This window comes from Arthrobacter sp. PTI12, assembly GCF_056679915.1.
Genome location: NZ_CM155256.1, coordinates 3065954 through 3092480, shown reverse-complemented (window position 1 = coordinate 3092480; position 26527 = coordinate 3065954). Strand labels below are relative to the sequence as shown.

Annotated in this window: 31 protein-coding genes; 18 read left to right on the top strand and 13 right to left on the bottom strand. The window is 63.4% G+C overall.

The genetic code is table 11. The annotated features are described in order from the left end of the window. Positions 1-33: 33 nt before the first annotated feature. A complete protein-coding gene (locus tag AC1MBU_RS14785; protein ID WP_277357741.1) occupies positions 34-1020 on the top strand; it encodes a Ppx/GppA phosphatase family protein in 987 nt (328 codons plus the stop codon). 248 nt (positions 1021-1268) lie between these two features. After that, positions 1269-2102 (top strand): pyrroline-5-carboxylate reductase, encoded by an 834-nt coding sequence (gene proC / locus AC1MBU_RS14780; protein WP_277357788.1) that lies wholly within the window; start codon positions 1269-1271, stop codon positions 2100-2102. Positions 2103-2139: 37 nt separating this feature from the next. On the opposite strand, the gene AC1MBU_RS14775 is transcribed toward proC, so the two are convergent. Together AC1MBU_RS14775 and AC1MBU_RS14770 are read right to left on the bottom strand one after the other, a co-directional pair. Then, on the bottom strand, positions 2140-2808 hold the full coding sequence (locus tag AC1MBU_RS14775; protein WP_056543507.1) for a potassium channel family protein: 669 nt from the start codon (positions 2806-2808) through the stop codon (positions 2140-2142). Beyond that, positions 2801-4213, bottom strand: coding sequence for a TrkH family potassium uptake protein (locus AC1MBU_RS14770; protein ID WP_277357740.1), 1413 nt, complete (start codon positions 4211-4213; stop codon positions 2801-2803). The genes AC1MBU_RS14775 and AC1MBU_RS14770 overlap by 8 nt, the downstream gene beginning before the upstream one ends. A gap of 158 nt (positions 4214-4371) precedes the next feature. On the opposite strand from AC1MBU_RS14770, the gene AC1MBU_RS14765 reads away from it, so the two are divergent. From AC1MBU_RS14765 to AC1MBU_RS14745, 5 genes are all read left to right on the top strand, one after another. Next, positions 4372-5520 carry an acetoin utilization protein AcuC gene (locus tag AC1MBU_RS14765; protein ID WP_346028021.1) on the top strand — a complete coding sequence of 383 codons (1149 nt, stop codon included), beginning with the start codon at positions 4372-4374 and terminating at the stop codon, positions 5518-5520. 111 nt (positions 5521-5631) lie between these two features. Continuing rightward, entirely contained in the window at positions 5632-6081 is a 450-nt protein-coding gene (locus AC1MBU_RS14760; protein WP_479787769.1) for an ArsR/SmtB family transcription factor, read from the top strand. A gap of 286 nt (positions 6082-6367) precedes the next feature. Further along, on the top strand, positions 6368-7447 hold the full coding sequence (locus tag AC1MBU_RS14755) for a 3-deoxy-7-phosphoheptulonate synthase (RefSeq protein WP_479787766.1): 1080 nt from the start codon (positions 6368-6370) through the stop codon (positions 7445-7447). Positions 7448-7601: 154 nt separating this feature from the next. Further along, positions 7602-7814, top strand: coding sequence for a helix-turn-helix domain-containing protein (locus tag AC1MBU_RS14750; protein WP_056543520.1), 213 nt, complete (start codon positions 7602-7604; stop codon positions 7812-7814). 197 nt (positions 7815-8011) lie between these two features. Further along, positions 8012-8110, top strand: a complete 99-nt coding sequence (locus AC1MBU_RS14745; RefSeq protein ID WP_003792170.1) for a 30S ribosomal protein bS22 — start codon at positions 8012-8014, stop codon at positions 8108-8110. Positions 8111-8158: 48 nt separating this feature from the next. Here AC1MBU_RS14745 and AC1MBU_RS14740 read toward each other — a convergent pair whose 3' ends face one another. Beyond that, the gene (locus tag AC1MBU_RS14740) at positions 8159-9001 is read right to left on the bottom strand and encodes an HAD family hydrolase (protein WP_479787761.1); all 843 of its coding nucleotides are present in this window, start codon (positions 8999-9001) and stop codon (positions 8159-8161) included. A 132-nt stretch (positions 9002-9133) separates the two neighbouring features. On the opposite strand from AC1MBU_RS14740, the gene AC1MBU_RS14735 reads away from it, so the two are divergent. Beyond that, the gene (locus AC1MBU_RS14735) at positions 9134-9403 is read left to right on the top strand and encodes a glutaredoxin family protein (protein WP_277357737.1); all 270 of its coding nucleotides are present in this window, start codon (positions 9134-9136) and stop codon (positions 9401-9403) included. Positions 9404-9545: 142 nt separating this feature from the next. Continuing rightward, complete coding sequence (locus AC1MBU_RS14730) at positions 9546-10256, top strand: redox-sensing transcriptional repressor Rex (RefSeq protein ID WP_277357736.1); 711 nt, start codon at positions 9546-9548, stop codon at positions 10254-10256. 25 nt (positions 10257-10281) lie between these two features. Here the strand turns inward: AC1MBU_RS14730 and AC1MBU_RS14725 are convergent, their stop codons facing one another. Both AC1MBU_RS14725 and AC1MBU_RS14720 read right to left on the bottom strand, forming a co-directional pair. After that, a complete protein-coding gene (locus AC1MBU_RS14725; RefSeq protein ID WP_277357735.1) occupies positions 10282-10950 on the bottom strand; it encodes a hypothetical protein in 669 nt (222 codons plus the stop codon). A 112-nt stretch (positions 10951-11062) separates the two neighbouring features. Next, positions 11063-11614, bottom strand: coding sequence for a YceI family protein (locus AC1MBU_RS14720; protein ID WP_277357734.1), 552 nt, complete (start codon positions 11612-11614; stop codon positions 11063-11065). A gap of 202 nt (positions 11615-11816) precedes the next feature. On the opposite strand from AC1MBU_RS14720, the gene AC1MBU_RS14715 reads away from it, so the two are divergent. The 5 genes from AC1MBU_RS14715 (at position 11817) to ccsB (ending at position 16695) form a co-directional block, all read left to right on the top strand. Then, on the top strand, positions 11817-12482 hold the full coding sequence (locus tag AC1MBU_RS14715; protein ID WP_277357733.1) for a histidine phosphatase family protein: 666 nt from the start codon (positions 11817-11819) through the stop codon (positions 12480-12482). Between the two features lie 86 nt (positions 12483-12568). After that, entirely contained in the window at positions 12569-13141 is a 573-nt protein-coding gene (locus tag AC1MBU_RS14710) for a TlpA family protein disulfide reductase (RefSeq protein ID WP_346028020.1), read from the top strand. 35 nt (positions 13142-13176) lie between these two features. Next, positions 13177-13944 carry a cytochrome c biogenesis CcdA family protein gene (locus AC1MBU_RS14705; protein ID WP_479789804.1) on the top strand — a complete coding sequence of 256 codons (768 nt, stop codon included), beginning with the start codon at positions 13177-13179 and terminating at the stop codon, positions 13942-13944. Positions 13945-13975: 31 nt separating this feature from the next. Next, complete coding sequence (gene resB / locus AC1MBU_RS14700; protein WP_479787756.1) at positions 13976-15664, top strand: cytochrome c biogenesis protein ResB; 1689 nt, start codon at positions 13976-13978, stop codon at positions 15662-15664. After that, positions 15664-16695 (top strand): c-type cytochrome biogenesis protein CcsB, encoded by a 1032-nt coding sequence (gene ccsB / locus AC1MBU_RS14695; protein WP_277357731.1) that lies wholly within the window; start codon positions 15664-15666, stop codon positions 16693-16695. Before resB ends, ccsB begins: the two co-directional genes overlap by 1 nt. 20 nt (positions 16696-16715) lie before the next feature. Here the strand turns inward: ccsB and AC1MBU_RS14690 are convergent, their stop codons facing one another. The 4 genes from AC1MBU_RS14690 to AC1MBU_RS14675 form a co-directional block, all read right to left on the bottom strand. Then, on the bottom strand, positions 16716-17360 hold the full coding sequence (locus AC1MBU_RS14690; RefSeq protein ID WP_277357730.1) for a response regulator: 645 nt from the start codon (positions 17358-17360) through the stop codon (positions 16716-16718). Continuing rightward, entirely contained in the window at positions 17353-18648 is a 1296-nt protein-coding gene (locus tag AC1MBU_RS14685) for a sensor histidine kinase (protein WP_479787752.1), read from the bottom strand. The genes AC1MBU_RS14690 and AC1MBU_RS14685 overlap by 8 nt, the downstream gene beginning before the upstream one ends. A gap of 119 nt (positions 18649-18767) precedes the next feature. Next, on the bottom strand, positions 18768-19250 hold the full coding sequence (locus AC1MBU_RS14680; protein WP_277357728.1) for an Lrp/AsnC family transcriptional regulator: 483 nt from the start codon (positions 19248-19250) through the stop codon (positions 18768-18770). 268 nt (positions 19251-19518) lie between these two features. Next, positions 19519-19902 carry a PLD nuclease N-terminal domain-containing protein gene (locus AC1MBU_RS14675; protein WP_479787750.1) on the bottom strand — a complete coding sequence of 128 codons (384 nt, stop codon included), beginning with the start codon at positions 19900-19902 and terminating at the stop codon, positions 19519-19521. 30 nt (positions 19903-19932) lie between these two features. Between AC1MBU_RS14675 and AC1MBU_RS14670 the strand changes: the two genes are divergently transcribed. Continuing rightward, positions 19933-20226: a DUF4229 domain-containing protein gene (locus AC1MBU_RS14670; RefSeq protein WP_056543557.1), complete on the top strand. Its 294-nt coding sequence runs from the start codon at positions 19933-19935 to the stop codon at positions 20224-20226. Between the two features lie 34 nt (positions 20227-20260). Here AC1MBU_RS14670 and AC1MBU_RS14665 read toward each other — a convergent pair whose 3' ends face one another. The 4 genes from AC1MBU_RS14665 to AC1MBU_RS14650 all read right to left on the bottom strand — a co-directional run bounded on the left by AC1MBU_RS14665 (position 20261) and on the right by AC1MBU_RS14650 (position 23796). Continuing rightward, the gene (locus AC1MBU_RS14665; RefSeq protein ID WP_056543559.1) at positions 20261-21145 is read right to left on the bottom strand and encodes a 1,4-dihydroxy-2-naphthoate polyprenyltransferase; all 885 of its coding nucleotides are present in this window, start codon (positions 21143-21145) and stop codon (positions 20261-20263) included. A 66-nt stretch (positions 21146-21211) separates the two neighbouring features. Then, positions 21212-22345, bottom strand: a complete 1134-nt coding sequence (gene menE, locus AC1MBU_RS14660) for an o-succinylbenzoate--CoA ligase (protein ID WP_479787747.1) — start codon at positions 22343-22345, stop codon at positions 21212-21214. Positions 22346-22351: 6 nt separating this feature from the next. After that, positions 22352-23308 (bottom strand): 1,4-dihydroxy-2-naphthoyl-CoA synthase, encoded by a 957-nt coding sequence (locus tag AC1MBU_RS14655; protein ID WP_346027295.1) that lies wholly within the window; start codon positions 23306-23308, stop codon positions 22352-22354. A 50-nt stretch (positions 23309-23358) separates the two neighbouring features. Next, positions 23359-23796: a VOC family protein gene (locus AC1MBU_RS14650; protein ID WP_479787745.1), complete on the bottom strand. Its 438-nt coding sequence runs from the start codon at positions 23794-23796 to the stop codon at positions 23359-23361. A 169-nt stretch (positions 23797-23965) separates the two neighbouring features. On the opposite strand from AC1MBU_RS14650, the gene AC1MBU_RS14645 reads away from it, so the two are divergent. From AC1MBU_RS14645 to AC1MBU_RS14635, 3 genes are all read left to right on the top strand, one after another. After that, on the top strand, positions 23966-24175 hold the full coding sequence (locus tag AC1MBU_RS14645) for a dodecin (RefSeq protein ID WP_056543571.1): 210 nt from the start codon (positions 23966-23968) through the stop codon (positions 24173-24175). 354 nt (positions 24176-24529) lie between these two features. Beyond that, positions 24530-25726, top strand: a complete 1197-nt coding sequence (locus tag AC1MBU_RS14640; protein ID WP_479787743.1) for a thiolase family protein — start codon at positions 24530-24532, stop codon at positions 25724-25726. After that, positions 25726-26478 (top strand): enoyl-CoA hydratase/isomerase family protein, encoded by a 753-nt coding sequence (locus AC1MBU_RS14635; RefSeq protein WP_479787741.1) that lies wholly within the window; start codon positions 25726-25728, stop codon positions 26476-26478. The genes AC1MBU_RS14640 and AC1MBU_RS14635 overlap by 1 nt, the downstream gene beginning before the upstream one ends. Positions 26479-26527 lie beyond the last annotated feature (49 nt).

Below are 26527 nucleotides of genomic sequence, written 5' to 3'. Positions count from 1 at the left end.
GCCGGCGGAACCGGCGCGCGACATAATGGGGGTATGCGGCTAGGCGTCCTCGATATCGGGTCCAATACAGTGCATCTACTTCTCGTGGATGCTCATCCGGGGGCGCGGCCCGTGCCCTATGCATCCCACAAACGTCCGCTCCAGTTGGTGAGCTACCTCGACGCAGAGGGACTGATCAGCGACGAAGGGCAAGCGGAACTGGTCGGTTTCATTCGCGAGGCTCGTGCGTTTGCAACCGATCATCGCGCAGAGGATTTTCTCGCGTTCTGCACCTCGGCCATCCGCGAGTCGGGGAACGGCGAGGACGTGCTTCGTCGCGTTGAGGCGGAGACCTCCGTGGTCCTGCAGGAGCTTTCCGGTGACCAGGAAGCGGCCATGACCTTCCAGGCGGTGCGGCGCTGGTATGGCTGGAGTACTGGGTCGCTCCTCAACCTGGACATCGGCGGGGGTTCATTTGAAATGGCGATGGGCCGCGACGAACTTCCTGAAGTTGCCCGCTCGGTCCCACTTGGTGCGGGGCGCCTTACACGTGAGTGGCTGCCCGGTGACCCGCCTGCGCCCCTCGACGTCAAAAATCTGCGCAGGCACATCCGGCAGACCCTCAAGGAACCGGCGGCCAGCTTCGCCCGTCTCGGTACACCGCATCTGGTTGCCGGGACGTCGAAAACCTTTCGATCCCTGGCCCGCATCGCCGGGGCTGCGCCGTCGGCGGCCGGACCCTTTGTTCGCCGTACCCTGCGTCTGCAGGATCTTGCACTGTGGGCGAAGCGTCTGGAAGCAATGTCAGCGGCGGACCGGACAAACCTGGACGGGGTGTCCGAGCTGCGGGCCCGACAGGTTCTTGCCGGTGCGCTTGTGGCTGAGGCAGCGTTTGAAATCTTCAATGTGTCCGAGATGGATATCTGCCCCTGGGCGCTGAGGGAAGGCCTGATCCTCCGCCGCTTCGACACTCTCATGTTTGAAGCGGATGAACCCATGCCCTCTGTTGGGGTTGGCCATGTGCGTTTGGGGACCCATTGAGCGCAAGTACATTAACGCGGGGCCGGTCGAGTGAGCAAAAAAGTGTGCCGGTGAGCCGCAGCGTGATTGGGGGAAACACTGCTGCGGCTCACCGGCACAGACCGAGCCAGGGAGAGCCCGGTCTCATCACTCGCACCTTTATGAGGTAATAACGACTGTACTGCTATTTCTGGATATTCAGCCCCATGCAGGCTGTGAGGATGCTGGGAATCACTTCCTCATGACACGATGGGCCGATGGCTATCAACATCCCACAGCACATTTCCTTTCTAGGCTGCGGCTCCATGAATGGCGCAATTCTGGCGGGCTTGCTTGCCGCCGGGCTTTCTCCGGCGCAGGTGACCGCCACTGTACGAAATCCTGAGAAGGCGGCCGATCTCTCCCGAAGGAACGGCGTGTCCGTTCTGTCATCAGTGAAGGACCCGGATGCCAACCGCACAGCGGCGGCCAAGGCCGACGTCGTACTGCTGGGGGTGAAGCCAGTTGGCATCCTTGACCTGGCACGGGAAATCTCACCGGCACTGAAGCCGGGCACGGTGGTGATCAGTGTTGCCGCTGCTATCTCCCTCGCCATGCTTGAGGCGGCTTTGCCGGAGGGCCAGCCGGTCATCAGGAGCATGCCCAACACGCCGTCGAGTCTTGGTCGCGGCGTGCTGTCCATTTCCGCCGGCACCAGCGCGACGCCCGAGCTCATGGAGCAGGCGCGCACCGTCCTGGGAGCCGCGGGCACCGTCGTCGAGATCCCGGAAGAGCAGGTCGATGCCCTTTCTGCGGTGAGCGGCTCCGGGCCGGCGTACGCGTTCTACCTTGCCGAGGCAATGGCGGCCGCCGGGGTCAAGCTCGGCCTCGATGAGGAACTCGCGAAGCTGCTCGCTACCGAGACCGTGGCCGGTGCCGGATTCATGCTTGCGGAGGAGGGTGCTGACGCAACGGCACTACGCACGGCAGTGACCAGCCCGAACGGAACAACGGAGCGCGCGATTGCCACCTTCGATGAGCAGGGCCTGCCGGATATCGTGGCTGCGGGCGCCCGGGCGGCAGCTGAGCGTGCCGCTGCCATCACCCGTGAACTCGGCGGTTGATCGTTCAGCGGTAGCCGGACGGGCGGTAGGCAGGCACTCAGGGGCGGGCGGCGAAGCGCTCGAGGAGGTCCACGTGTCCCGAGACGATCAGCATGTCGCGGCTGGTCACTTTAGTTTCCGGCCGGGCGTAGGTGAAGTCCTCACCGGGTGACTTCACACCGACCACAGTGATCCCGTACTTTGAGCGCACCGCCGATTCGCCAAGGGTGAAGCCCTGCGTTTCTTTCGGCGGGTACATCTTCACGATGGCAAAGCCGTCGTCGAACTCGATGAAGTCGAGCATCCGCCCGCCCACGAGGTGAGCGGCCCGCTGCCCGGCGTCGGCTTCGGGGTAGATCACGTGATTGGCGCCGATGCGCTTCAGTATCTTGCCGTGTGAGGGTGTGATGGCCTTGACCCAGAGGTTGTCAATATTGAGGTCCACCAGATTGGCGGTGATGAGGACGCTTGCCTCAATGGAGGTTCCCACACCGACGACGGCGGCGGGAAACTCCTGTGCGCCGAGCTGGCGAAGCGCGTCGATATTGGTGGCGTCGGCCTCCACCACGTGGGTTAGTGTGCCCGACCACTTCTGAACCAGTTGCTGGTCCTTCTCGATCGCAAGGACCTCACGGCCCTGCTTCACCAACTGTTCCGCCGTGGCTGAGCCGAATCGTCCCAGCCCGATCACGAGTACGGGCGCATTGTGTGCTGGTCTGTCAGCCAATGATCGGCCTCTCTTCGGGGTAGTGGTAGAGCGTGCTGCGCTGCCGCAGGGCAAGCGCAGAAGCAACGGTAATCGTTCCGAGGCGTCCGGCGAACATGAGGGCCGAGAGCACGTACTTTCCTTCCGGTGGAAGTTCGGCGCTGAGGTTGGTGCTGAGCCCGCAGGTTGCGAAAGCAGAAATGACCTCGAAGAGGACCCGGTTCAGCTCCTCTCCGGAGATCCACAGGATCAGGCCCGTGCCGATGAGCACGATCGTTGCGCCGGTGAAGATGACAGAGATGGCCACCCTCATGGCGCCCTGCGGAATCTTCCGTCCGTAAGCGCTGACGTCCGAGTCGCCGCGGGCTTCGGCGAGGATCGCGAGGAACATGACGGCGATGGTTGTGACCTTGATGCCGCCAGCCGTGGAGGCCGACCCGCCTCCGGCAAACATGAGGGCGTCAGTCAGGAGCATCGTTGTCGGCTCCATCTGTCCCTGATCGACCAGGTTGAAGCCGCCGGAGCGGGTCATAATCGAGGCAAAGAGCGCGTTGATCACCTTGTCGCTGCCGCTCAGGTCGCCGATGGTTCGGCTATTGGACCATTCCATCAGCCCCCACAGCACCATCCCGGCGAACACGAGGATGAGGGACACGTTGATGGTGAGCTTGGTGTGCAGGCTCCACTTCCGGACGTGGTGGCGGAACTGGACGAGGATGAGGATGACCGGGAATCCGAGGCTTCCGACGAACACACCGATCATCAGCGGAATGAGGATCCAGAGATCGGTTTCGTAGGGCACCAGGCCGTCCGAGTGCGGAGTGAATCCGGCGTTGTTGAAAGCCGAGATGGCGTAGAAGAATCCGTGCCAGACTGCTAGCCAGAACGGTTCGCCGAGGATTATGAAGCGCGGGATCAGGGCCAGCGCAAGCACCAGTTCCACCACGACGGAGGTGGTGATGACGATTCGCAGCAGTGTGCCCACTTCACCGAGGCGGCTGGCGTTGTTCAATGCGGATTGCGCGAGTAACTTGCCGCGGACGCCGAGCCGCTTGCTGACCACCAGTGCCAGGAGCGAGGCGAGGGTGAGGGTTCCGAGCCCGCCGACGAAGATGCCGATGAGGATGATCAACTGACCGAAGAACGACCAGTGGGCTGCCGTGGACACCACAGTCAGTCCCACTACGCACACTGCGGAGACCGCTGTAAACATGGCGTCGTGCAGGGGAGTGACTTCGCCGGTGCTGCTGGCGAACGGGAGGCTGAGTAATCCGGTGAAAATGAGGACAACCAGGGCAAAGACCAACAGCGCAACGCGTGCCGGTGAACTGTTTACTACGCTGTCGATGAAGTCGCGTGCCCGGCCAAGCAGCTGCAGATGAACCTGGTCTTCCCCTCCTAACCAGGAGGGGTGTGTTCGTGCCATGCTTGCTGATCCGCTCCGTTTCGCCTGCTGAGTCCTTCGAGTAGTAAATCACTTCCACTCCTGCGCCGTGGGCAGGACGGGTCCGGATCGCGTAGCCTGCTTGAGTGGCCAGTAGCTCCGTTCCCGCCGTTGCAACGAGAGTGGTGTGGGACGAATCCATGCTCGCGTACAACTTCGGTGCCCATCACCCCATGAATCCGCAGCGGCTTGAGCTGACTGCCCGACTCATTCGCGAGCTGGGTTTGTTCGACCTTCCGCAGGTTTCCGTGGAGGTTCCGGATGTGGCCGATGAAGCCAGTCTACGGACGGTCCATGACGCCTCGTATGTGCAAGCCGTCAAGGCGGCGGACGAGGATCCCGAGGCCTGCGATGGCACATCGGGGTTTGGAACTGACGACACTCCTGCCTTCGCCGGAATGCATTCCGCCAGTGCCCGATTGGTTGGCGGTTCTCTTGCTGCAGCTGATGCAGTCCTGTCCGGCACCGTTCAGCATGCCGTGAACTTCGGCGGGGGAATGCATCATGCCGGCCGGGCCCGGGCAAGCGGGTTCTGCATTTACAACGATGCCGCTGCAGCGGTCCAACGGCTGCTGGATGCCGGTGTGAAACGCGTGCTCTATATCGACGTCGATGCTCATCATGGAGATGGGACCCAGGAGATTTTCTGGGATGACAAACGCGTCATGACCATCTCGCTTCACGAGACCGGCATGAGCCTTTTTCCGGGAACGGGATTCCCAAACGAGATCGGCGGTGCGTCGGCTTCCGGGTACGCGGTCAATGTCGCGCTGCCCACTACCACCGGGGATTCCGGATTCCTGCGGGCGTTCCATGCCGTTGTGCCGCAGCTGGCCGCCGCATTCGCGCCTGAGGTGATCGTCAGTCAGCACGGTTGCGACGGTCACGTGGACGATCCCCTCACCAACCTGCGCATCACCGTCGATGCCCAGCATGCCGCAGCGGTAGCGGTTCGCGATCTCGCCTCGCAGCACTGTGACGGCCGTTGGATCGCGACCGGTGGCGGCGGGTACAACATCACTTCGGTTGTGCCGCGCTCGTGGACCCTCCTTACGGCGGTGGCAGCCGGTGCCGACATCACACTGACGACGCCGGTACCCGCCCCGTGGCGGACGTATGTCGCCGAGCGCTTTGGTCGCGAAGCACCTTCCTTAATGGGTGATGGCTCTGACACCTGGTGGCAGTCGTGGGAAGCCGGGTTTGACCCAAACGAGAATTTGGACCGGTCGATCATGGCAACACGCAAAGCCGTATTTCCGCTTCACGGGCTGGATCCCTGGTTCGATTGACCTGGTTCGATTGACCCTCTGGATGGTGTTGGCTGACGCACGGCTGCTGCCAGCAACCCCTGTGGGAAACCGAGGGATGCCGCTTTCGACATATACGGATATGGTAATGGGATGGTCATGGATGATGTGTTCGGGGTCATCGCCGAAGCCACCCGCCGCCAGATTCTGGGCTCATTGCGGGACGGGGACAAAGCGGTGGGTGAGTTGGTGCTAGAGCTTGAAGTGAGCCAGCCCACAGTTTCGAAGCACCTCAAAGTTCTGCGGGAAGCAGGGCTTGTCACCATGCGGGCGCAGGGCCAGAAGCGCTTTTATTCACTCGAGCCGCAGCCATTGCTCACCGTTGCCTCCTGGCTTGCCGAGTTCCAGTTGCCCGCTCAGAAGGTCAACTCCTCGCTCCCGCCAGCCGTCCTGGAACCGGAACTCGATGCGCTGGTCTCAGTAGGGCCGGGCGTTACTCCCATCGATGGCGCTCAACCGTTCGGGCGGACCGTCGGCAGAGCTGCCGAACGCGCTGCCGACCTTCTGTCCCAGTTTCCGAAGCTGCGCCGCCGTAAGGACTAGCTGACGTGGGCGCTCCGTGCCCACCGGCTGGGTGGGAGAGCGCTTAGCCCACCGCCGTCACATACCGACACCAAAGTTCACAATTCAGATGGCGCCGTCTAACCTCGTTTCATGACAACCCGTTGGTATGCGTATTTTGCGTTGGCTCTGGAGGAGCCTGCGGCCTGACACGCTGACCAACACCTTCAGAGCCAACAGGGCAGGACACGTTTCCTGCCCTTCGTCGTTTCCACGGCGGGTTCTGTAGGACAGCCCCGCCGAAGAACCACCTTCGAAAGCCGGGACCATGAAAACCCTCACTTCAGCCTCTTCCAATCTCAATGTCCGCAGCATTGATCCGCTGCCCACGCCCGCCGCAGTTCTCGCTGAACTTCCTGTCACTTCCGAGGTTGCGGCATCAATCCGCCGCTCGCGCGAAGAAATCCGGGCAGTACTCGATGGCGTGGATGATCGCCTGCTCGTCATCGTCGGTCCCTGCTCAATTCATGACCCCGACGCCGGTATCGAGTACGCGCGCATGCTGGCTGACGCCGCGCAGATGCACCGCGAAGATCTGTTGGTGGTTATGCGTGCATACTTCGAAAAGCCCCGCACCACGGTGGGTTGGAAAGGGTTGATTAATGACCCGCACCTGGATGGGAGCCATGATATTGCCGCCGGCCTGCGAACGGCCCGTAGGTTCCTTCAAGAGGTTGCCACCCTGGGACTTCCACTTGGCACCGAGTTCCTCGAGCCGATCAGCCCCCAATACATTGCGGACCTGATCAGTTGGGGTGCAATCGGCGCCCGGACCACCGAGAGCCAGATCCACCGCCAGCTGTCCTCCGGCCTGTCCATGCCCGTGGGGTTCAAGAACGGAACCGACGGCGGCATCAGGGTGGCACTCGACGCCTGCGCTGCCGCAGGTGCACCGCAGACCTTCCTGGGGGTCGATGAGGGCGGACGCGCAGCCCTCGTCTCGACCACCGGAAACCCGGACACCCATTTGATCCTTCGCGGCGGATCCGACGGACCGAACTACAGCCCCGCCCACATTGCGCACGCCTCTGCCGCGCTTGCTGCGGCAGGTCAGAACCAGCGCCTTATCGTGGATGCCAGCCATGCGAATAGTGGCAAGGACCATCGGCGGCAGGCGGACGTCGCCCGGGAACTTGCGGATGCAGTATCCGGTTCCGGCACCATAGCCGGCGTCATGCTGGAAAGTTTCCTCGTAGAGGGCGCGCAGAAACTTGATGTGACAGCTGGAGGCAGACTTGCCTACGGCCAGAGCGTGACCGACGCCTGCATGGGCTGGGGTGTTACGGCATCGGTGCTTGGCGATCTCGCGAGAGGTTCGCGCCGTCGTCGTCAGGGTGGCGTTTCGTGACCTTGGCGTGCTTTCACTTTGGTCACAGGAACCACTAGAGTATCTCCCTAGACGGATAATCCTCAGGTCTCAAGGCGACACGCCGTCCGGCGTTCCATCAAGTGCGGTGGGCGCGCCTCTCAGGGTTAGCTCCAGAGAAAAGGACAGTGGTGAGATGGCGAGCGGCAGCAACTTCTCCGACGTGCGCTTCCTGACAGTTGCGGAAGTTGCCGAAGTGATGCGGGTATCGAAGATGACCGTATACCGGCTGGTGCACTCAGGGGACATGCCGGCGGTTCAGTTCGGGCGTTCCTACCGGGTGCCCGAATCCGCTGTGCAACAGTATCTGCGCTCCGCATCCGTGGAGGGTGAGTCGGGTACAGGCTAGGGTCGCGGATGGTGCCGGTCAGGAAGACCGGTCTGAGCGGGTACTCTGTTAAGAAGCGTTTTGCGTAGACGGTCGTATGTGCGGCCGCATGATGTACGTCACCGCGATGTGCGTCTTTTGTCAGATTCGAACGCCCCTGCCGCAGTTCATGCGGTAGAGGTTGTCCGGAACCGGAATGAATAGTTTGTGAGGACTCTATGGGTTCAGTAATCAAGAAGCGCCGCAAGCGGATGGCGAAGAAGAAGCACCGCAAACTGCTTCGCAAGACCCGCCACCAGCGCCGCAACAAGAAGTAGCATCGCATCCGGTCCGCCAGTGAGGCGGACCGGTTTTGCATTTAAGGACTAGCCCCTCATGCGGGCGAAGCCGCGCCATAGGCCGTAGATGGCACCGGCTCCCGTTGCTGCCTTGAGCCCCAGCGTTGCCGCACGGCGGCCGCTTCGAAAATCATAGATTGGCCAGTTGGAGTCACGGGCGTGCTTGCGAAGACGATGGTCAGGGTTGATAGCGACCGGGTGGCCAACAATGCTGAGCAGTGGCACATCGTTGTAGGAATCGCTGTACGCCCAGCAGCGGGACAGGTCCAGGCCCTCTTTCCCGGCAAGTTCGTTGACGGCCGTGGCCTTTGCCGGCCCGTGGAGGAACTCACCCACGAGCTTGCCTGTGTAGAAGCCCTCAGAGACCTCTCCCACAGTGCCGAGTGCACCCGTGAGCCCAAGCCGGTTGGCGATCACGCTGGCCACTTCGACGGGAGTGCCCGTGACCAACCAGACGCGGCGCCCGTTGCGGAGGTGCTGTTCCGCGAGGGCACGCGCTCCCGGCCAGATCTTCGACGCGATCATTTCGTCATAGACTTCTTCGCCAAGGGCCAGCACATCTTCATGCGCAATGCCGATAGCGAAGGCAAGAGCGGCATCACGGACAGCATGGATGTCGGTCATGTTCTCGCCGCGCATCACGAAGCGCAGCTGTTTCCAGGCCAGCCCTGCGGCAAAACGAAGCGTGAAAGCCCGCCGCTGGTACATCTTGCGCGCCACATGGAAGAGACTGGCGCCGCGCATCATCGTGTTGTCGACGTCGAAAAATGCTGCTTCCCCGGCCGGTCCGCCCAGCGGAGAAGATTCGGCAGGCACAGTCTCCGTGGAAGACCCGGGCTCGACTGCGGGTCGGAGGCTGGCTGCGGACATAGCACGAGTCTAATCACTGGTTGGCGTTCAGCGTGTCCGCGGACACCCACAGCAACCAGCCGATTTTCACGCTTCGAGGGCGTTCCGTAATGGCGACCTGCACGGAGCCCGCGGCCAGTAAGCTTGTGGACCATGACTCAGCAGACCCAACCGCCTGTCGCGGAATGGAGCACGGGCCTCGTGTTGGTGACGAGGCCGGACTGCCACCTCTGTCACGCCGCCCGGGAGACAGTGAGCCGCGTGGCTGCCGAACTGGGCGTGCTTTGGCGGGAAGAGTCGATTGCCGATCACGCCGATCTGCTGGAACGATTCTCGGAAGAGGTGCCGGTTCTGCTTCTCGACGGGGTCCAGCGGGACTTCTGGACAATCGACGAAGCGCGCCTGCGCAGGCTACTCACCTGAGCCGTTGTGCTCAGCGCCCTCCTGACTTTGAGGGCTTCCATCAGGGACCTAAAGTGGGACTATCCCGCCGTCATCCTCCGGCGGGCGGGCGGAGCAGTTCAGGCCGCCGGCGAACAAATAACGGAGAGATGAACCAGTGACCATGTCGGAGCTTCCCGGATTACGGTCCGCCGCGAGCGATCAGCAGGGCAGGCAAATTCCGCCTGCATCGCTCGCCCGCCTGACCATTTATCTGCGCGCCCTCAACTCCCTTCTGGCGGAGGGGATTGAACGAGTGTCTTCGGAGGAACTGGCAGACGCGGCGGGCGTGAATTCGCCCATGCTCCGCAAGGACCTCTCCTACCTGGGTTCCTACGGCACGCGGGGTGTCGGCTACGACGTCCAGTACCTGAACAGCCAGATCTCCACAGCCCTGGGACTGACTCAGGACTGGCGGGTAGCCATCGTCGGAGCCGGAAACCTCGGGCGTGCGCTCGCCGGGTACTCGGGGTTCCAGTCGCGGGGCTTCGAGGTGGTCGCGCTGTTCGACGCAGATCAGATGATCGTCGGTACGGAGGTCGGCTGGCTGCGCGTCAGCCCAGTGGAGGATCTGGCAACCGTGCTTCACAGGACGCGCGCCAATATGGCTGTTCTCGCGGTACCAGCGGGCGTTGCACAGCAGTTGTGCGATGAACTTGTTGCGGCCGGGGTGACAAGCATCCTAAGTTTCGCGCCGGTAGTGCTGCAGGTTCCTGACCGGGTGCAGCTGCGCAAGGTGGACATGGCCACGGAGCTGCAGATCCTCGCTTACCACGCACAGCGGGCGCAGGATCCGGATCTTGATGCCGGTTCCAGCGCCCGCGCGGCCCAGTAGGGCCGGTCCAGCAAGCTTCTGCGCGCTAGTGCGTGATTTGCTGCCGCTTGAAGTAGGCGTTGGACGGCTTGAGCCAGCACAGCACAACTCCGGCGACGCCAAGCAGCACCACGAGCACGTTCAGCGCGATGGAGAATCCGCTTGGCTGCAGGCTTTCCCCACCCAGCTGCGCCTGGACTTCAGCGTTGCCCTGCAGCGCGGCGAGCGTCACCCAACTCATGATCATGAGCAGAACCGAAATACCCGCAAGAACAGTGGCGGTTATGCGTGCCCAGTTGTGTCCCTTGCGGATGAAGACGGCCAGCAGTACGTATACGCCGGTGGTAAGGATGCCGACAACGATCCCGATGCCGACACCGATTGCAGCCGCTCCCGCCGGCCCACCCGTGGTGCCTGATCCCATCAGGGTGGTGATGAAGTTGAGAACCCCAGCGGCGATGATCAGCCAAAAAGCCAGATTGACTTCCTTGGGGAGGGGCGGCCGCGCCTGTTCCGGCATGCGGGCTGCACTCGGGTAGGCATACCCTGCGGGCTGGGCCGACTGGTAGGAGTATGGAGATGCAGGTTTCTGCGGTTCGGGGGAGAGGCCCGCACCGGAGTTCTGTGTTGGTCCGGGCTCATTGGGATTGAGTGACTCAGTTCCGGAGAGCTGGTGCGGATCGCGTTCTGAAGGATCGTGTGATGGCGTACTCATGCGCTCAGCGTACCGCCGTCAAGCTTTCGCCGTCGGGCTTTCAGGACAGAAAAAACGAGGGGGCGTGCCGGAAAGCCGGCACGCCCCTCGAAGGGATTCGTGAGCAAAGAGCCTAGTTGGCCGAGGGTGCCACGAAAGCGGCGTCAAGGTTGATGGTCACCTTGTCGCCCACCAAAACACCGCCGGCCTCAAGAGCTGCGTTCCAGGTCAGGCCGAATTCCTTGCGGGAGATGACCGTTTGGCCGGAGAATCCAGCGCGGGTGGCACCGAAGGGGTCAACAGCAACACCGTTGAACTCGGTATCGATGGAAACTTCCTTGGTGATCCCGCGGATGGTCAGGTCGCCGATCAGCTTGTAGGTCTCGCCGGCGCCTTCGACCCGCTTGGACACGAAAGTCATCTCGGGGAACTGCTCAGCGTCGAAGAAGTCGCCGCCGCGAACGTGGGCGTCGCGGTTCTCATCGTTCGAGTTGAAGGATTCGGTCTTGATGGTTGCGGTGACCTGCGAATCCTCGAGTGAGGATCCAACCTGCAGGGTGGCGTCGACGGTGTCGAAGTTCCCGCGTACCTTGCTGATCCCGGCGTGGCGGACGCTGAAGCCCACTTCGCTGTGCGAGCCGTCGAAGTTCCAGGTGCCCTGAGTGAGTCCGGTGGGGATAGCCATGATGTTTCTCCTGATCTGTCGTGCTTTGGGTTGGTGTGCGGCCGAGGCGACCGAACGAGCGTGTACCTCTAATAAACATGCATTTGCATCTTTTATTCCAGAGATTGCTTCAATCTTCAAATATTTTTCTCTACCGCCTCTTCCGACAACCAGTCGCAAGCCGATTTAGCCCTCTGGCGCGAGGGATGCGAAACTTGATGACATGCCCTCAGCCACCGTTCACCTCGTGCGCCACGGCGAAGTCCACAACCCGGACGGGATCCTCTATGGCCGCCTGCCCGAGTTCCATCTGTCAGAGCTCGGTCGTGAGATGGCCGAGCGGGTTGCGGGCTACTTTGCGGAGCGCAGGAACGACGGCGCCGACATCGTGCATCTCGTCGCCTCACCCCTCACGCGCGCACAGGAGACCGCTGAACCGACAGCTCGTGAGCTCGGCCTCACCGTTGTAACCGATGAGCGCATCATCGAGGCGGAGAACCGGTTCGAGGGGATGGCGCAGGTCGCCCAGCAGATCAAGCACCCCCGGCACTGGAAGTCCCTGCGAAACCCGTTCACTCCATCCTGGGGTGAGCCGTACAGTGCCCAGGTTGAGCGCGTCATGTCCGCTGTCCATGATGCGCGGCGCGCGGCGTTGGAAGCTTCCGGCGGCAAGGACGCCGAGGCGATCATGGTCAGCCATCAGCTGCCCATCTGGGTTGCGCGGCTGGCAGCCGAGAACCGGCGGTTGTGGCATGATCCGCGCCAGCGTAAATGCACGTTGAGCTCCGTAACCTCCCTCTATTTCGACGGCGACCAGCTCACTGGCGTGCGGTATGAGGAGCCCTGTGCTGATCTATTGCCGCGCGCGAAGAACATCCCGGGAGCGTAATACAATTACTACACGTTGTAGAACTCGTGGAAGCCGTTGTGACTCAAACTGAAGCCGCCCCGCGCCGCCGGCCAGGCCGCGCACTGATGTGCCTTGCCGCGTCGGCGATTGCCGCCGTCGTTGTCCTTTCTGGCTGTGCTGCACAGGACCCGCTGGCCCAGCAAGCGGCCGAGGGCAGCAACAAGAATTACATTGCCGGCGATGGTTCCGTCACCGAGTACGCCGCTGCCGAACGCGGTGAACCCGTCCAGATCGAGGGGACCCTCTACAACGGCGAAACTGTTTCCTCATCCGCGTGGCCAGGAGAGGTGACGGTACTGAACTTCTGGTACGCAGCGTGCGCACCCTGCCGGGAAGAGGCTCCGGACCTCGTTGCGCTGCATGAGGAGTACCAGTCGGAGGATGTGCAGTTCTATGGCGTCAACATCAGGGACAGCAAGGAGAACGCCGAGGCCTTCGAGCGCAACTTCGGCATTCCCTACCCCAGCTTCAACGATTCCGACGGCGGGGTCCTCCTGGCGATGACCAGCCACGTCCCGCCGCAGGCTGTGCCGACAACTCTCGTGCTTGACAAGGAGGGCCGCGTTTCGGCCCGCATACTGGGCCTGGCCGACAAGGGAACCCTCAGCGCACTCATTGACTCCGCGCTGGCCGAGTAGTGGCTGTGTCCGCTTCCCTCCCACTCGGTGCCGCTATGGCCCTCGCGCCGGCCGGGAATGCCTTTGCCGATACGGTCCTGAACGGTTCAATGCTCCTTGCTCTGCCAGTGGCGCTGCTCGCAGGCCTGGTGTCCTTCGTATCACCGTGTGTGCTGCCCCTGGTGCCCGGGTACCTCGGCTACGTCAGCGGACTCACCGGTGTGGATCTGGAGCAGCAGAAGCGTGGACGGATGGTCGCGGGAATCGGGCTGTTCGTCGTCGGGTTCTCCGCAGTGTTCATGGCGTACGGAGCGCTTTTCGGTCAGCTGGGAGCCTGGCTGGCAGGCTCGCAGGAGTGGCTGATCCGGATCTTCGGGCTCGTGGTGATTGTGCTCGGCATCGTCTTCATGGGCGGGTTGTCCTGGTTCCAACAGGACCGGAAGCTCCACGCCCGCGTACCGAGCGGCCTCTGGGGTGCGCCGCTGCTGGGCCTCACCTTCGGTCTTGGCTGGGCGCCCTGCATCGGGCCCACGCTCTCAGCCGTGCAACTGCTGGCTTTCTCCAACGACGGCGCCAGTGCCGCCAAAGGCGCGCTCCTCACCTTCGTGTACTGCCTGGGCCTGGGACTGCCCTTCCTGCTGATCGCGCTCGGACTGCGGCGGGGGTTGGGAGCCATGAAATTCTTCCGACGCCACCGGCTGCTGCTGCAGCGAACCGGCGGCGGAATGTTGATACTGGTCGGCGTGCTCATGGCGTCCGGTGTCTGGAACCTGTGGATCAACGAGCTTCAGCAGTGGCTCGGCGGCGTGACGTTACCGATCTGAACAACTGATGGCTAAACCAAAGGAAGACTCCATGGCAACGAAGGAGCGAGAAGACGGCGTCGCGCTGCCCGCTCTTGGATTCCTCGGCACCGTGCGCTGGATGTGGACTCAGCTGACGAGTATGCGTACAGCCCTCTTCCTGCTGCTCCTGCTGGCGGTCGCCGCCGTGCCCGGTTCGCTCTTCCCGCAACGCCCGGCAAACCCGGCAGTCGTCACCCAGTACATTCAGGACAATCCGGAGACCGGACCCATTCTGGACTGGTTCCAGTTGTTCGATGTCTACTCGTCCGTCTGGTTCTCAGCGATCTACCTGCTCCTGTTCATCTCACTGATCGGGTGCGTCATCCCGCGCGCGATGGTCCACGGCCGTGCCTGGCGGTCGAAGCCGCCCCGGACTCCGAGCAGGCTCTCGCGGATGCCCGCTCACGGGACATTCGTCCTGCCGGCCGCGCAACAGTCCCAGCCCAGCGGCCAGGGAGGGGAGCGGCCCGTCTCGGCGGGTGCCGCCGTCGTCGACGCCGCAGCTGTGCTGAAGAAGCGCGGCTACCGGGTGGATGTGCGAGATGAAAACAGTGCGCGGCCCTCCGTCGGCGCAGAGCGGGGATTCCTGAAGGAGCTCGGGAACCTGGTGTTCCACGTGTCCCTTATCGGCGTGCTCATTTCCGTTGCCGTGGGTGGGCTGTTCGGATACCGGGGGCAGAAAATCCTGATCGAGGGTGAGACCTTCGTGAACACGCTGGTGGGTTATGACTCCTTCACGCCGGGCACCAACTTCTCCGAAGACAACCTGGACCCGTATTCGATCACGCTCGAGGACTTCGAGGTGCAGTTTGACCGGCAGCTCACGCATTACGGCCAGCCCATCGACTTCACCGCCACCATGACCACCAGGACCGCTCCGGGGGCTGAACCGGAAGAGCAGATCCTGAAGGTCAATGAACCGCTGACCATCGGCGGCACCAGCGTGTACCTGGTAGGCAATGGCTACGCCCCCGTCATTACGGTGCGCGACGGCGAGGGCAACATTGCGCACCAGGGACCTGTTGTGTCCATTCCACAGGACGGACTCTTCACCTCCCTCATCGTGCTGAAAGTACCGGACGCACAGCCGAACCAGCTCGGTTTTGTCGGGTTCTTCCTGCCCACCGCAGCAGTAGACGAGAACGGCGTCTCCTTCTCCCGCGACCCGGACCCGTTCCTTCCGCAGCTGAACCTCAACTCCTACTACGGTGATCTCGGACTCGACGACGGAGATCCGCAGAACGTCTACGTTCTGGACACGGACACCCTGACCGAGCTGAACAGCCGGAACAGCGAGGCGGGCGGCATTGTGCTCGACGCCGGGGAAACGTTCGAACTGCCCGATGGCAAGGGCTCCATCACCTTCGACGGGCTGCGCCGCTATGCAGCCCTGGACATCACGCATGACCCGGCTGAGCTGGGCGCCCTGGTGTTTTCCTCGCTTGCGCTTGCCGGGCTCAGCGCGTCCCTGTTCATCGGCCGACGCAGGGTCTGGATTGCCACCGGCACACGCACTGACGGCAGCATCACGGTCGAGTACGGCTTGCTGGCGCGCGGTGAAGACCACCGTCTGGCGGGCGAAGGGGCAGCGATCGAAAAACTGCTCCGGCAACGCTGGCTGGCAGACAGCACCGAAGACGACGAGAATGAGACAGCGCACGCGGGGGCGTCAGCGCCCGGAAGCGGTAAGGACAACTGATGCAGAACATAAACCAGACCCTGGGACAGTACAGCGAGCTCTTCATGCTGCTCGCTGCCCTGGCGTACACAGTGGGATTCCTCGCGTTCACCTGGGACCTCGTCAAGAGCAGCCGGCGCATCCGCGAGATTGAAGCCGGTCTCGCGGAATCCGCCAAGGACCGGGAGCTGGTGCTTGCTGGCGCCGTGGCCGGAGGCAAGCGCGGAAAGGCATCCGCTGACGGCGCTCCAACGGGCTCAACCGCCGACGACGCCATGGACTATCAGGGAGAGCGACGCTCCGCCGCCCGCATCGCCGTCGCGCTCACCATCGTTGCTGCGGTGATCCATGCAGTAGCTGTTGTCACCCGCGGCGTTGCCGCTGGCCGCGTGCCGTGGGGCAATATGTACGAGTTCTGCACCACCGGCGGGCTGGTGGTCGCCGTCGTCTTCCTGTTGGTGCTCACCCGCAAGGACCTGCGCTTCCTCGGAACCTTCGTGATTGGCCTCGTGGTAGTCATGCTGTGCGCAGCCACCATTGGATTTCCGACGCCGGTGGCTAACCTGGTGCCTGCGCTGCAGAGCTACTGGCTCATCATCCACGTGTCCGTGGCCGTTGCTGCCTCCGCCCTTTTCACCCTGACCTTCGCGATGTCCGTACTTCAGCTGATCCAGGCCAGCCGGGTTGCACGTCTCGCCTCCGGCGGTGAAGACCGGCTGCCGTTCATGCGGCTGGTTCCCTCCGCGCTGAGCCTGGAGAATCTCTCCTACCGGATCAACGCGATCGCGTTCGTGCTGTGGACCTTCACCCTCATGGCGGGCGCAATCTGGGCGGAGAAGGCCTGGGGCCGGTACTGGGGCTGGGACACCAAGGAAGTCTGGACCTTTGTGATCTGGGTGGTCTACGCCGGTTACCTCCACGCCCGGGCAACCCGTGGCTGGACCGGGACAAGGGCGGCCTGGCTCTCGATTGTCGGCTACCTGTGCATCGTCTTCAACTTCACGATTGTCAACATCTACTTCTCGGGACTGCACAGCTACGCCGGAGTCTGATCCAACGCGAAGTTAAGCCTTCAGCTCCTGATGATGCGTTGCTGCCTCGCCGTTGATATGGCGGCGGTGCGGTTGTCCACGCCGAGCTTGTCGTAGATATGGACCAGATGCGTCTTCACGGTTGCCTCGCTGATGAACAGCTCTTTGGCAATACGCCGGTTCGGCATGCCGGTGGCAAGGAGTTCCAACAGCTGGATCTCGCGGGCGCTCAGGGACGTCGTCGGGCTTGAGATGCGGCCCATCAGACGCGCGGCTACTTCCGGTGCGAGCGCTGTCTGTCCGCGGGCCGCGGACTGCACCGCTCGACGGATTTCTTCCGGCGGAGCGTCTTTCAGCAGATATCCGCCGGCTCCGGCCTCCACAGCAGCGATGATGTCCGCGTCGGTGTCATAAGTGGTCAGGATCAGCACCTGCGGCGGGTCAGCCAGCGCGCGGATGCTCCGCGTCGCCGTGACTCCGTCCATGCCTTCGCCCATCTGGAGGTCCATGAGGACAACATCCACCGGGTGACCGAGGGCCGCGCGTTTTTGTACTTCTGCCAGGGCGGCAGCGCCGTCAGCCACATCTCCGGCCACGAAGACGCCGTCGAAGTCGTTGAGCATTGCCCTCAGGCCGGCCCGGACAACCGGATGGTCGTCCACCAGAAGTACGCGGATCTCAGTCATCCGCTGTCCCGTCATCAAACGGCAGCAGGGGCAAACGGATGCCGACGACGGTGCCCTCACCTGCCTCGGATTCGATGTCAAGAACTCCGCCCAAGGCGCTGATCCGCTCCCGCAGGGCCCTCAGCCCGAATCCGGTTCCATCTGTCCGCTTCATCGCAGACTCAAGTGCACCATCCACATTGAACCCCCTGCCGTTGTCGTAGATATCGAGCGTTACCTCTGAGCCCACGAAGGTGAGCGTGACGACGGCGGTGCCCGCCCCTGAGTGCTGCAGGGCGTTGGACAGAGCCGATTGCGCGGCACGCAGGAGACCAACCTCGTACGGAGCCGGCATCCGGACGGGTGTGCCGTCAATCTCAAACCGGCAACGCAGGCTGGTGCCCTGGGCTGCTGCCTGCTGTTCGACGCTTGCGCAGGTTCTGCGCAGGCTGCCGACGAGGAATTCGGGATCACCTTCAGCCGCACTCAACCCGCGCACAAAGCGGCGCGCGTCCGCAAGATTGTCGGACGCCGCCTGCTGCACCGTGCGAATGCGTTCCCGCGTCGTATCCGTTGCCCCGGCTTCGAGTGAGGCTTCGGCTGCACGTGAGATGAGGACAATGCTGGACAGGCCCTGCGCCAGCGTGTCATGGATTTCCCGGGCCAGACGCTCCCGTTCAGTGAGCACTCCGGCCTGGTGCTGCGTCCGTGCAAGCTCAGAACGGGTGCGCCGGAGCTCCTCGAGCGCCTGCCGCTGGTTGACGCCCTCCAGGTAGAGGCTCTGGTAGACGATCGTCATGACTACCGCGAAGACCGCACCGAACGTCGGACCGAGGATCATCGGCGCCTGGAGCTCTCCCTCGCGGCTCCACTGGGCCGCAATGACGACGCCGGTCAGGAGGACGATCGCAACCACTGCATGCCTGGTGCTGAGCAGGTGCAGGTGCAGGAAGAAGAGGGCGAATGCCAGCCAGGAGAAGTCGGCACTGAGCACCATGAGGACAATCCAGAGCCCGGTGACTCCGGCCAGCCAGAACCGGGCGTAGCGGGTTCCATGCGACGACGACGGCGGCACCACCTGCCGCTTGGCGGCCCGCTTCTCGCTGATGGTTCCGGCCAGGTACAGTCCGCCGAGGCACAGGGAGAAGAGAAGAACCGGATACACGACTGCCGGGCCGGGTTCGGAACTTGCGGTCGCCGCCACTCCCACCAGAAGCAGTGCCAGGAAACCGGCGTGAAGGGTGATCCGGAGCATCCGCAGGACGGTTGGAGCGGCCATGTATCCGGCCGTGCTCGCGGGGTCTCGCATACAGCAACCCTAGCCGCGCCGGGCGACAGCGACATCAACCGAATGGTTGACCGACGATTGCGGAGGCCGGCGCCCACTGCCCGCGGAGTGTTTACCGCACAATGGCGGGAGGATGCCTGCTAACCCGCGATCGCCCTCAGCAGGGGCGCCATCCGGTAGGGAATCGGTTGGCGCAGGAACATGCTGGTCCTGGTCCGCAGGATTCCCGGACACAGGCGGATTTCCTCGGACACCCGGTAGAGATCGTCAGGGTCCCGGGCCACCACGCGGCACAGCAGGTCTGTCTCGCCGGCAGGCGCAAGGCATTCGATGACCTCTGGAATGGCGCGCAGTCCCTCAACAGCGAGGTCTATGCGGTGCTGATCCAGCTCGGCAGCGACATGCGCGGAAATTCCCATGCCCAGTGCCTCCGGATCAATCCGTACGTTGTGCGGCCTGAGGACTCTTTCACGCTCGAATCGGTCGAGGCGGGCCTGGACGGTGCCTCGGGCCAGGCCCGTCCGCTGGGCGATCGCGAGAATGGTCATCCGAGGCTCGGCGTCGAGTGCCTCGAGCACAGCCCGGTCAATGGCATCTCTGGTGTGGCGCGGTTCCTTGTTCATCGGTCTGCGGAGCTCTCCAGGTGGGGGCTGGTCAGATTGACCACTATTGTCGGAAGGATTTCATTCAGCGTAGTCATTCTGACTATCCAGACCAAGGGCTGTTGTGCAAATCTTTGCACAGACCGTCAAATAGGTGACATGGAAGTGGAAACGGGACACCATCTCGGGAACACTGTGCCGCGGCTGTCAGGGAACATCAACCCGCAGCCGTGTCAGGTAGCCCACAAGGCTTTGCCTGAGCGCTACGCAAGACCGCCTACGTACCGGCCTAGGCGGTCTTGCCGTCGCTGGCCGTGCCCTCGTCGTTCTTCTTCTCCGCTTCGCGTGCACGTTCCTCAGCGTCGCGCTTTCGCTGTTCGGCCTCGCGGGCTTCCTGGCGACGCCTGACCTCGAGGTCTCGCAGAAACTGGGGATCATCATCCGGTGCCGTGGGGCCCCGCTTCTGGCGCTGGGCTGGGCGGTCGTCCCTGCCCGGCCGACCGAAGAGGAACCAGAGGCCGGCGCCCAGAAGGGGGACGAGGAGGATGGTGAAGAACCAGGCGGGTTTCGAAATGCTGCGCACCGATTCTGCCCGGCTCATGATGCAGTCGAACAGCGCGTAAATGATGACGGCGATCCCCAGGATCACGAGGAGCAGCAGCAGGCGGGGCATGCATCAATTGTAGGCGAGTAAACTTGAGACGTGCCTTTCCTAAAATTCACCGCTCTGCGCCTCGGCTTCGTCGCGGTGTTCTCCGTGATCTGCTATTCCTTGGGTCTGGGCGCGATCTTCTCGGTGATAGCCGGTGCAATTCTGGCGTGGTGCGTCACATACCTGTTCTTCCGCGAGATGCGCAATCGTGCCGCGTCCTCCCTGCAGCGCCGTTTCCGTGACGGAGCTCCGCCGGTCCGTTCAGCCAGTGAATTGCGTGATGCGGACGCCGAGGACAGCCTGGATCCCAACACCCCGGTGAATTCCGACCGCCGCAAGCCCTAGCTCCGCCGTGGAGGCGTAGCCCGGCCGCTCAAAGCTAGGCCAGCACTCCCGAGAGCACCACACCGGCGCCGAAGAGCACGCTGAAGCCGAGGTTGATGATGCTCGTCTGCTTCAGGACCGGAATGAGGCTGCGGCGCTTTTTGCCCTTGAGCATCAGCCAGCTCGGCATCAGGCACAGAGGGATGAGGAGCAGCACCAGCAGCACCCACGGGTAGTCGTAGACCAGGAGCAGCGGCAGCAGCAGGGCCACCGCGAGCATCATCACATAGCTGATACGGGCGGCGGTATCGCCGAGACGGACAGCGAGGGTAAGCTTGCCGGCTTCCCGGTCGGTGGGAATGTCCCGCACGTTGTTGGCCATCAGCAGCGCCATGGCAATGATTCCCGTGCAGACCGCACCGACCCATGCCGGGCCGCTCAGTTGACCTGCCTGCGTGTAGGTGGTTCCGAGGGTAGCGACCAGTCCAAAGAAGACGAAGACAAACAGGTCGCCCAAGCCCATGTAGCCATAGGGATTGCGCCCGCCCGTGTAGCCCCACGCAGCGGCTACGCAGCCGAGGCCCACGAGCAGCAGGAACCACGCCTGGGAGAGCACAATCAGTGCGATTCCAGCGAGCATCGCCAGCGCGAAACATCCGAAGGCCGCCCACTTCACCTGCCGCGGCTTCGCGGCCCCGGAACCCGTCAACCTCAGCGGGCCGACGCGGTCGTTGTCCGTGCCGCGGATTCCGTCGGAATAGTCGTTGGCATAGTTCACTCCCACCTGCAGGAGGATGGCGACGAGTGCGGCGAGCAGGGCGTTGACGGGTTTGAACGCGCCGAGGTCAAAAGCCGCAGCGCAGCCGATAATGACGGGCGCCACCGCCATGGGAAGTGTGCGGGGGCGCGCTCCCTCCACCCATTGCGCAGCTGTTGCCACGGTGCTCCTCCGGTTATCTGTTCTCTGGATTTTCGCTTGGATGCCCTGAACCTGCGGGCGGATTCGCTACAGCGCTGACTGCTCGAACAGTGCGCGCACGGCCATCCGGTCGGGTTTGCCATTGGGCAGCATGGGGAGTTTGTCGAGCGTCAGCACAATCCTTGGGGCCGCGTGTGACCCAAGATGCTCCTGCGCATGCTGCCGCACTGCGTCCGGATTGACCGAGCCTACGACGGCGGCAGCCACCTGTGCGCCCCACTCCGGATGCGGTACCCCCAGCACCAGTGCTTCGCTGACCCCCGGCATGCCCTCAAGGACACTGGACACTGCGACCGCGGACACCTTGAGTCCGCCTGTGATGATGACGTCATCCACGCGGCCGTGGACGGTGAGGACGCCGCCGTCAATAGTGCCGTCGTCGTCCGTTCGGAACCAGCGCCGGCCAGAGTTGAACGGGAACTTTTCCCGGGTGAGATCCGGCTGGCCCAGGTAACCGTCGGCCAGGACCGGTCCGCTGATCCAGAGCCGGCCGTCGTCGTTGGTGAGCTGTACGCCTTCGAGGGGGACGCCGTCGTACACGCACCCGCCGCAGGTTTCACTCATGCCGTAGGTGCGGACGATCTTCAGGCCGTGTGCGCGGGCTCTGCTGCGGAGGGCGTCGGTGACCGCCGCCCCGCCGAGCAGGATTGCGTTGAAGCGCTGGAGCGCCTTGATGGTGTCGGGGGCCGGGTCCTCAAGCAGCCGGTGGAGCTGCGTGGGAACCAGGGACGTGAAGCGCACTTTGTCGGTCAGTTCACCGGCAGCTTCCGTGAATCGCTCCGGGCTGAACGTCTCGGTAAGGTCCATCACCCACGGCCGTGTCCCCGCGTACAGCGAGCGCACCAACACCTGGAAGCCGGCCACATAGTGCACGGGCAGGGTGAGCAGCCACTGGCCCTCGGACTTCAGGGCGTAGGCAGTCCCCATGGCGGATGCGGCAAGGGCATCGACGCTGAGCATGGTCTGTTTTGGGGTGCCGGTGGAGCCGGAGGTGCTGAGCACTGCGGCGATCTCATCATTGGGCAGTTCGCCGTTGAAGCTCTGATGCTCGTCGGAGTGCGGTGCTACCGCAGGTCCTTCACCGGCAAGGGCCGCTGCGAGAGGTGCAAGCAGTGTATGCGGATCGAAGCCGGGCGGAGTGTGAACGGGGAAGAGTTCCATGGGCGCCTAGAAGTAGTAGGGGAAGCTGGACCAGTCGGGACTGCGCTTTTCGAGAAACGCTTCCTTGCCCTCGACCGCTTCATCGGTCATGTAAGCCATGCGCGTGGCCTCGCCGGCGAAGACCTGCTGGCCGGCCAGGCCGTCATCGGCCAGGTTGAACGCGAACTTGAGCATGCGGATTGCCTGCGGGCTCTGGTTCGCGATGTCTGCCGCGTACTCAAGCGCCACGTCCTCGAGCCGCTCGTGGTCAACGGCCTGGTTCACGGCGCCCATGGCCACCATGTCCTCGGCCGAGTACTCCCTGGCGAGGAAGAAAATCTCGCGGGCCTTCTTCTGGCCGATCTGGCGCGCGAGGAGCGCCGAGCCGTAGCCGGCATCGAAGCTGCCTACGGTCGCGTCAGTCTGCTTGAACTTGCCGTGCTGCCTGGAGGCGATCGTTAGGTCCGACACAACGTGAAGGCTGTGCCCGCCGCCTGCTGCCCACCCATTGACGACGGCGATGACCACCTTGGGCATGGTCCGCATCAGCCGCTGGACTTCAAGGATGTGGAGCCGGCCGGCGCGTGCCGGGTCGATGGTCTCCCTGGTCTCACCCTCTGCGTACCTGTACCCATCCCGCCCACGGATCCGCTGGTCACCGCCGGAGCAGAAGGAGTGCCCGCCGTCCTTGGGAGAAGGGCCGTTGCCTGTGAGGAGGACCGTTGCAACGTCCGGGGTCATTCGTGCGTGATCCATTGCGCGGTACAGCTCATCCACCGTGCCAGGGCGGAAGGCGTTACGGACCTCAGGCCGGTTGAACGCAATGCGGACAGTCGGCAGATCGCGTGTGCCGGCGCCGCGGTTCTGGCTGCGGTCCACGTGGCGGTGGTAGGTGATGTCCTGCAGATCCTCGAACCCCTCCACGAGCCGCCAGCGGGCAGGGTCGAAGACATCGGATACCTGGGGTGGGAGATCTGTGGTCACCAATCGAGTCTAGCTTTGGAGACGGGGGGAACTTCAAAGTGGTGGGCCGGCTAGCTCACGCAGAACTCATTACCTTCCGGATCCGTCATCGTGTACCAGATGTGCGGGCCTTCATTGCCCTGGTACAGGAACCGTGCGCCGCGCTTTTCCAGTGCGGTGCGGACGGCGTCCTTATCATCACCGTCAAGACGGATGTCCAGGTGCGTGCGGTTCTTGACCGTCTTGGGCTCGGGGACCTTGACGAAGAGGATGCGTTGCCGCCCCGTCTTTCCCTCCTCGTCCGGCCGGCAGATTGCCTCACCGGTGCTCCAGACGCGGATGCCGTTGTGCTCGATGAGGTCGCTCTGCTGCGCATAACCTTCTGCGAGCATCTTGTCGATGAAGTCCTGGTCCGTAGGCTCCACCCTCCAGTCCAGGGTTTCCGCCCACCAGCCTGCCTGCGTGTGGGGATCTTCGCTGTCGATCACTATCTGGATGCTGTACGTCATGAAACAAGAGGGTAGGCGCGCCCGCCGGCTCAATCCAGAAGATTCCGGACGATTCGCGTCCGCGATACATGGCTGGAGCCGAGCTTCGAAGGGCTGGACCGCGACGGTGGGGAGGACTAGCGTGGCACCCACCCGCCGGAGTTGCCGGCGCCCGGATTCAGGAGGAAGCATGGCGAACCATACTTACAGCATTTCCGAGGTCGTCGGAACGTCGCCGGACGGGGTGGACGCGGCAGTCAACAACGCAGTGACCCAGGCAGCGAAGACCCTTCGGAATCTCGACTGGTTCGAGGTCAAGGAAATCCGCGGTCATCTTGTGGATGGCGCCGTCGCCGATTGGCAGGTCACCGTCAAGTTGGGCTTCCGGCTGGAGGACTGACTCGCGTGGACTGACTCGCGTGGACCGCCTGCCGACGGCCGACCTTCGGCGGTCGACCGCGGCCGTTAAAGAAACCGTTGACGAAAGCCCGCAGCAGGGGCAGGCTGTTTCCTACGTGGTTCTAACCCGCGCCCGTCTTCTCGCCGGCGTTGAGCCCGCCCCGATGCGCAGATCCCGGGGCGGCTCCGCCGGCGCTTTTTGCCCTATCCCATTGGCGAGCCGAACACGGAACAATCCCGATCCGTCATGTCAGTTGACCGCTCCGGCGCCCCGTGCGATTCTTTATAGAACGAACGGTCGGTAATTATGCCGCCCTTCCTGCACGCTCTGACGACGACGATGACGGAGGCTGGCATGGCCGAGGCTTTTCTGGTGGGCGGGGTCCGTACCCCGGTGGGACGGTATGGCGGAGCGCTATCGGCGGTTCGCCCTGATGACCTGGCGGCATTGACCCTGCGAGAACTGGTCCACCGCACCGGCCTGGACCCCGAGACAATCGACGAGGTCATCCTCGGCAACGCGAACGGCGCCGGCGAGGAAAACCGCAACGTCGCCCGCATGGCCACGCTGCTTGCCGGCCTGCCCAACACCATTCCGGGGATCACCGTCAACCGGCTCTGCGCATCCGGTCTGTCGGCCATCATTATGGCCTCCCACATGATCAAGGCAGGAGCTGCCGACGTCGTTATTGCCGGTGGTGTCGAGTCCATGAGCCGTGCGCCGTGGGTGATGGAAAAGCCGACGACGGCATTCGCGAAGCCTGGCGCCGCTTTCGACACCTCGATTGGCTGGCGCTTCACCAACCCCACCTTCGCGGCCCAGGAGAAGACCACGTTCTCGATGCCGGAGACGGCCGAGGAGGTTGCCCGCGTGGACGGCATCACGCGGGAGGATGCAGATGCCTTCGCACTCCGTTCCCACCAGCGGGCCATTGCCGCAATCGAGTCAGGGCACTTCAAAGACGAGATCGTTCCCGTTAACACCACACACCGCAAGAAGAACGTCACCGTTGATACGGACGAGGGACCCAGACCGGACACCACGCTCGAGGTGCTCGCGGGGCTGAAGCCGGTTGTAGCAAAGGACGGCGTGGTGACGGCGGGCAATTCGAGCTCGCTGAACGACGGCGCGTCCGCCGTGATCGTAGCGTCCGAAGCCGCACTCACCCGGCTCGGCCTGACCCCGCGCGCCCGCATCGTCACGGGTGCCTCCGCCGGAGTGCCGCCGGAAATCATGGGCATCGGACCCGTCCCGGCCACGCAGAAGGTCCTCAAGCTCGCCGGCCGGTCCATCGGCGACCTCGACGCCGTCGAACTCAACGAAGCCTTCGCCACACAGTCCCTCGCCTCGATCCGCAGGCTCGGCCTCGACGAGGACATCGTCAACCGGGACGGCGGCGCCATCGCCCTGGGGCACCCGCTGGGTTCCTCGGGCTCGCGGATCGCCATCACCCTCATGGGCCGGCTGGAACGGGAAGGCGGAAGCCTGGGACTTGCCACCATGTGCGTGGGCGTGGGACAGGGAACGGCCCTGCTCCTGGAGCGTGTGTAGTGCAGACCCTGACAATCGACGACGGCGGGAACCGCCTCAGCGTCCAGCTCAACCGGCCCGAGGTCCGCAACGCAATCGACCAGCAGATGGTTGACGAGCTTCACGAGGTGTGCGCCGACCTTGAGCGCAACCCGCGGATCCTCGTGCTCTCCGGCACGGGCGGCGTCTTCGCCTCCGGAGCAGACATTGCACAGCTAAGAGAACGACGGCGCGACGACGCCCTCGCCGGAATCAACTCGACACTCTTCTCCCGGATTGCGAAACTTCCCATGCCGGTGATCGCGGCGCTGGACGGCTATGCGCTTGGCGGCGGTGCGGAACTCGCTTTCGCTGCGGACTTCCGGATCGGGACACCCGCACTGAAGATCGGCAACCCGGAAACGGGCCTCGGCATCCTGCCGGCGGCCGGCGCAACCTGGCGGCTGCGGGAGCTTGTCGGTGAGCCTCTTGCCAAGGAGATCCTGCTCTCAGGACGCGTACTGAACGCCGATGAAGCCCTCGCCGTCCGGCTCATCACCGAAATCCACCCGACCGTGGATTTGCTCCCGGCAGCGCACCGTCTCGCTGATCGCATCGCGCGCCAGGACCCACTCGCAACCCGCATCACCAAGAGTGTGTTCCATGCACCACCCGAGGCGCATCCCGTGATCGATCAGCTTGCACAGGGCATCCTGTTCGAGTCCGAGGCCAAGTTCGAGCGCATGCAGGCCTTCCTGACCAGGAAAGACACCGAACGGAAGATGAAAAAGTGAGCACAGTGGGGACCAACAGCGTTCCGGAGACCGTTGGCGTTCTGGGTGG

Coding starts and splice junctions, on each gene's coding strand:
- AC1MBU_RS14785 (WP_277357741.1), top strand. CDS start 34: ATGCGGCTAGGCGTCCTCGATATCGGGTCCAATACAGTGCATCTACTT.
- AC1MBU_RS14770 (WP_277357740.1), bottom strand. CDS start 4,213: ATGGCACGAACACACCCCTCCTGGTTAGGAGGGGAAGACCAGGTTCAT.
- AC1MBU_RS14765 (WP_346028021.1), top strand. CDS start 4,372: ATGCTCGCGTACAACTTCGGTGCCCATCACCCCATGAATCCGCAGCGG.
- AC1MBU_RS14760 (WP_479787769.1), top strand. CDS start 5,632: ATGGTCATGGATGATGTGTTCGGGGTCATCGCCGAAGCCACCCGCCGC.
- AC1MBU_RS14755 (WP_479787766.1), top strand. CDS start 6,368: ATGAAAACCCTCACTTCAGCCTCTTCCAATCTCAATGTCCGCAGCATT.
- AC1MBU_RS14750 (WP_056543520.1), top strand. CDS start 7,602: ATGGCGAGCGGCAGCAACTTCTCCGACGTGCGCTTCCTGACAGTTGCG.
- AC1MBU_RS14745 (WP_003792170.1), top strand. CDS start 8,012: ATGGGTTCAGTAATCAAGAAGCGCCGCAAGCGGATGGCGAAGAAGAAG.
- AC1MBU_RS14740 (WP_479787761.1), bottom strand. CDS start 9,001: ATGTCCGCAGCCAGCCTCCGACCCGCAGTCGAGCCCGGGTCTTCCACG.
- AC1MBU_RS14735 (WP_277357737.1), top strand. CDS start 9,134: ATGACTCAGCAGACCCAACCGCCTGTCGCGGAATGGAGCACGGGCCTC.
- AC1MBU_RS14730 (WP_277357736.1), top strand. CDS start 9,546: ATGTCGGAGCTTCCCGGATTACGGTCCGCCGCGAGCGATCAGCAGGGC.
- AC1MBU_RS14725 (WP_277357735.1), bottom strand. CDS start 10,950: ATGAGTACGCCATCACACGATCCTTCAGAACGCGATCCGCACCAGCTC.
- AC1MBU_RS14720 (WP_277357734.1), bottom strand. CDS start 11,614: ATGGCTATCCCCACCGGACTCACTCAGGGCACCTGGAACTTCGACGGC.
- AC1MBU_RS14715 (WP_277357733.1), top strand. CDS start 11,817: ATGCCCTCAGCCACCGTTCACCTCGTGCGCCACGGCGAAGTCCACAAC.
- AC1MBU_RS14710 (WP_346028020.1), top strand. CDS start 12,569: ATGTGCCTTGCCGCGTCGGCGATTGCCGCCGTCGTTGTCCTTTCTGGC.
- AC1MBU_RS14705 (WP_479789804.1), top strand. CDS start 13,177: ATGGCCCTCGCGCCGGCCGGGAATGCCTTTGCCGATACGGTCCTGAAC.
- resB (WP_479787756.1), top strand. CDS start 13,976: ATGGCAACGAAGGAGCGAGAAGACGGCGTCGCGCTGCCCGCTCTTGGA.
- ccsB (WP_277357731.1), top strand. CDS start 15,664: ATGCAGAACATAAACCAGACCCTGGGACAGTACAGCGAGCTCTTCATG.
- AC1MBU_RS14690 (WP_277357730.1), bottom strand. CDS start 17,360: ATGACTGAGATCCGCGTACTTCTGGTGGACGACCATCCGGTTGTCCGG.
- AC1MBU_RS14685 (WP_479787752.1), bottom strand. CDS start 18,648: ATGCGAGACCCCGCGAGCACGGCCGGATACATGGCCGCTCCAACCGTC.
- AC1MBU_RS14680 (WP_277357728.1), bottom strand. CDS start 19,250: ATGAACAAGGAACCGCGCCACACCAGAGATGCCATTGACCGGGCTGTG.
- AC1MBU_RS14675 (WP_479787750.1), bottom strand. CDS start 19,902: ATGCCCCGCCTGCTGCTGCTCCTCGTGATCCTGGGGATCGCCGTCATC.
- menE (WP_479787747.1), bottom strand. CDS start 22,345: ATGGAACTCTTCCCCGTTCACACTCCGCCCGGCTTCGATCCGCATACA.
- AC1MBU_RS14650 (WP_479787745.1), bottom strand. CDS start 23,796: ATGACGTACAGCATCCAGATAGTGATCGACAGCGAAGATCCCCACACG.
- AC1MBU_RS14645 (WP_056543571.1), top strand. CDS start 23,966: ATGGCGAACCATACTTACAGCATTTCCGAGGTCGTCGGAACGTCGCCG.
- AC1MBU_RS14640 (WP_479787743.1), top strand. CDS start 24,530: ATGGCCGAGGCTTTTCTGGTGGGCGGGGTCCGTACCCCGGTGGGACGG.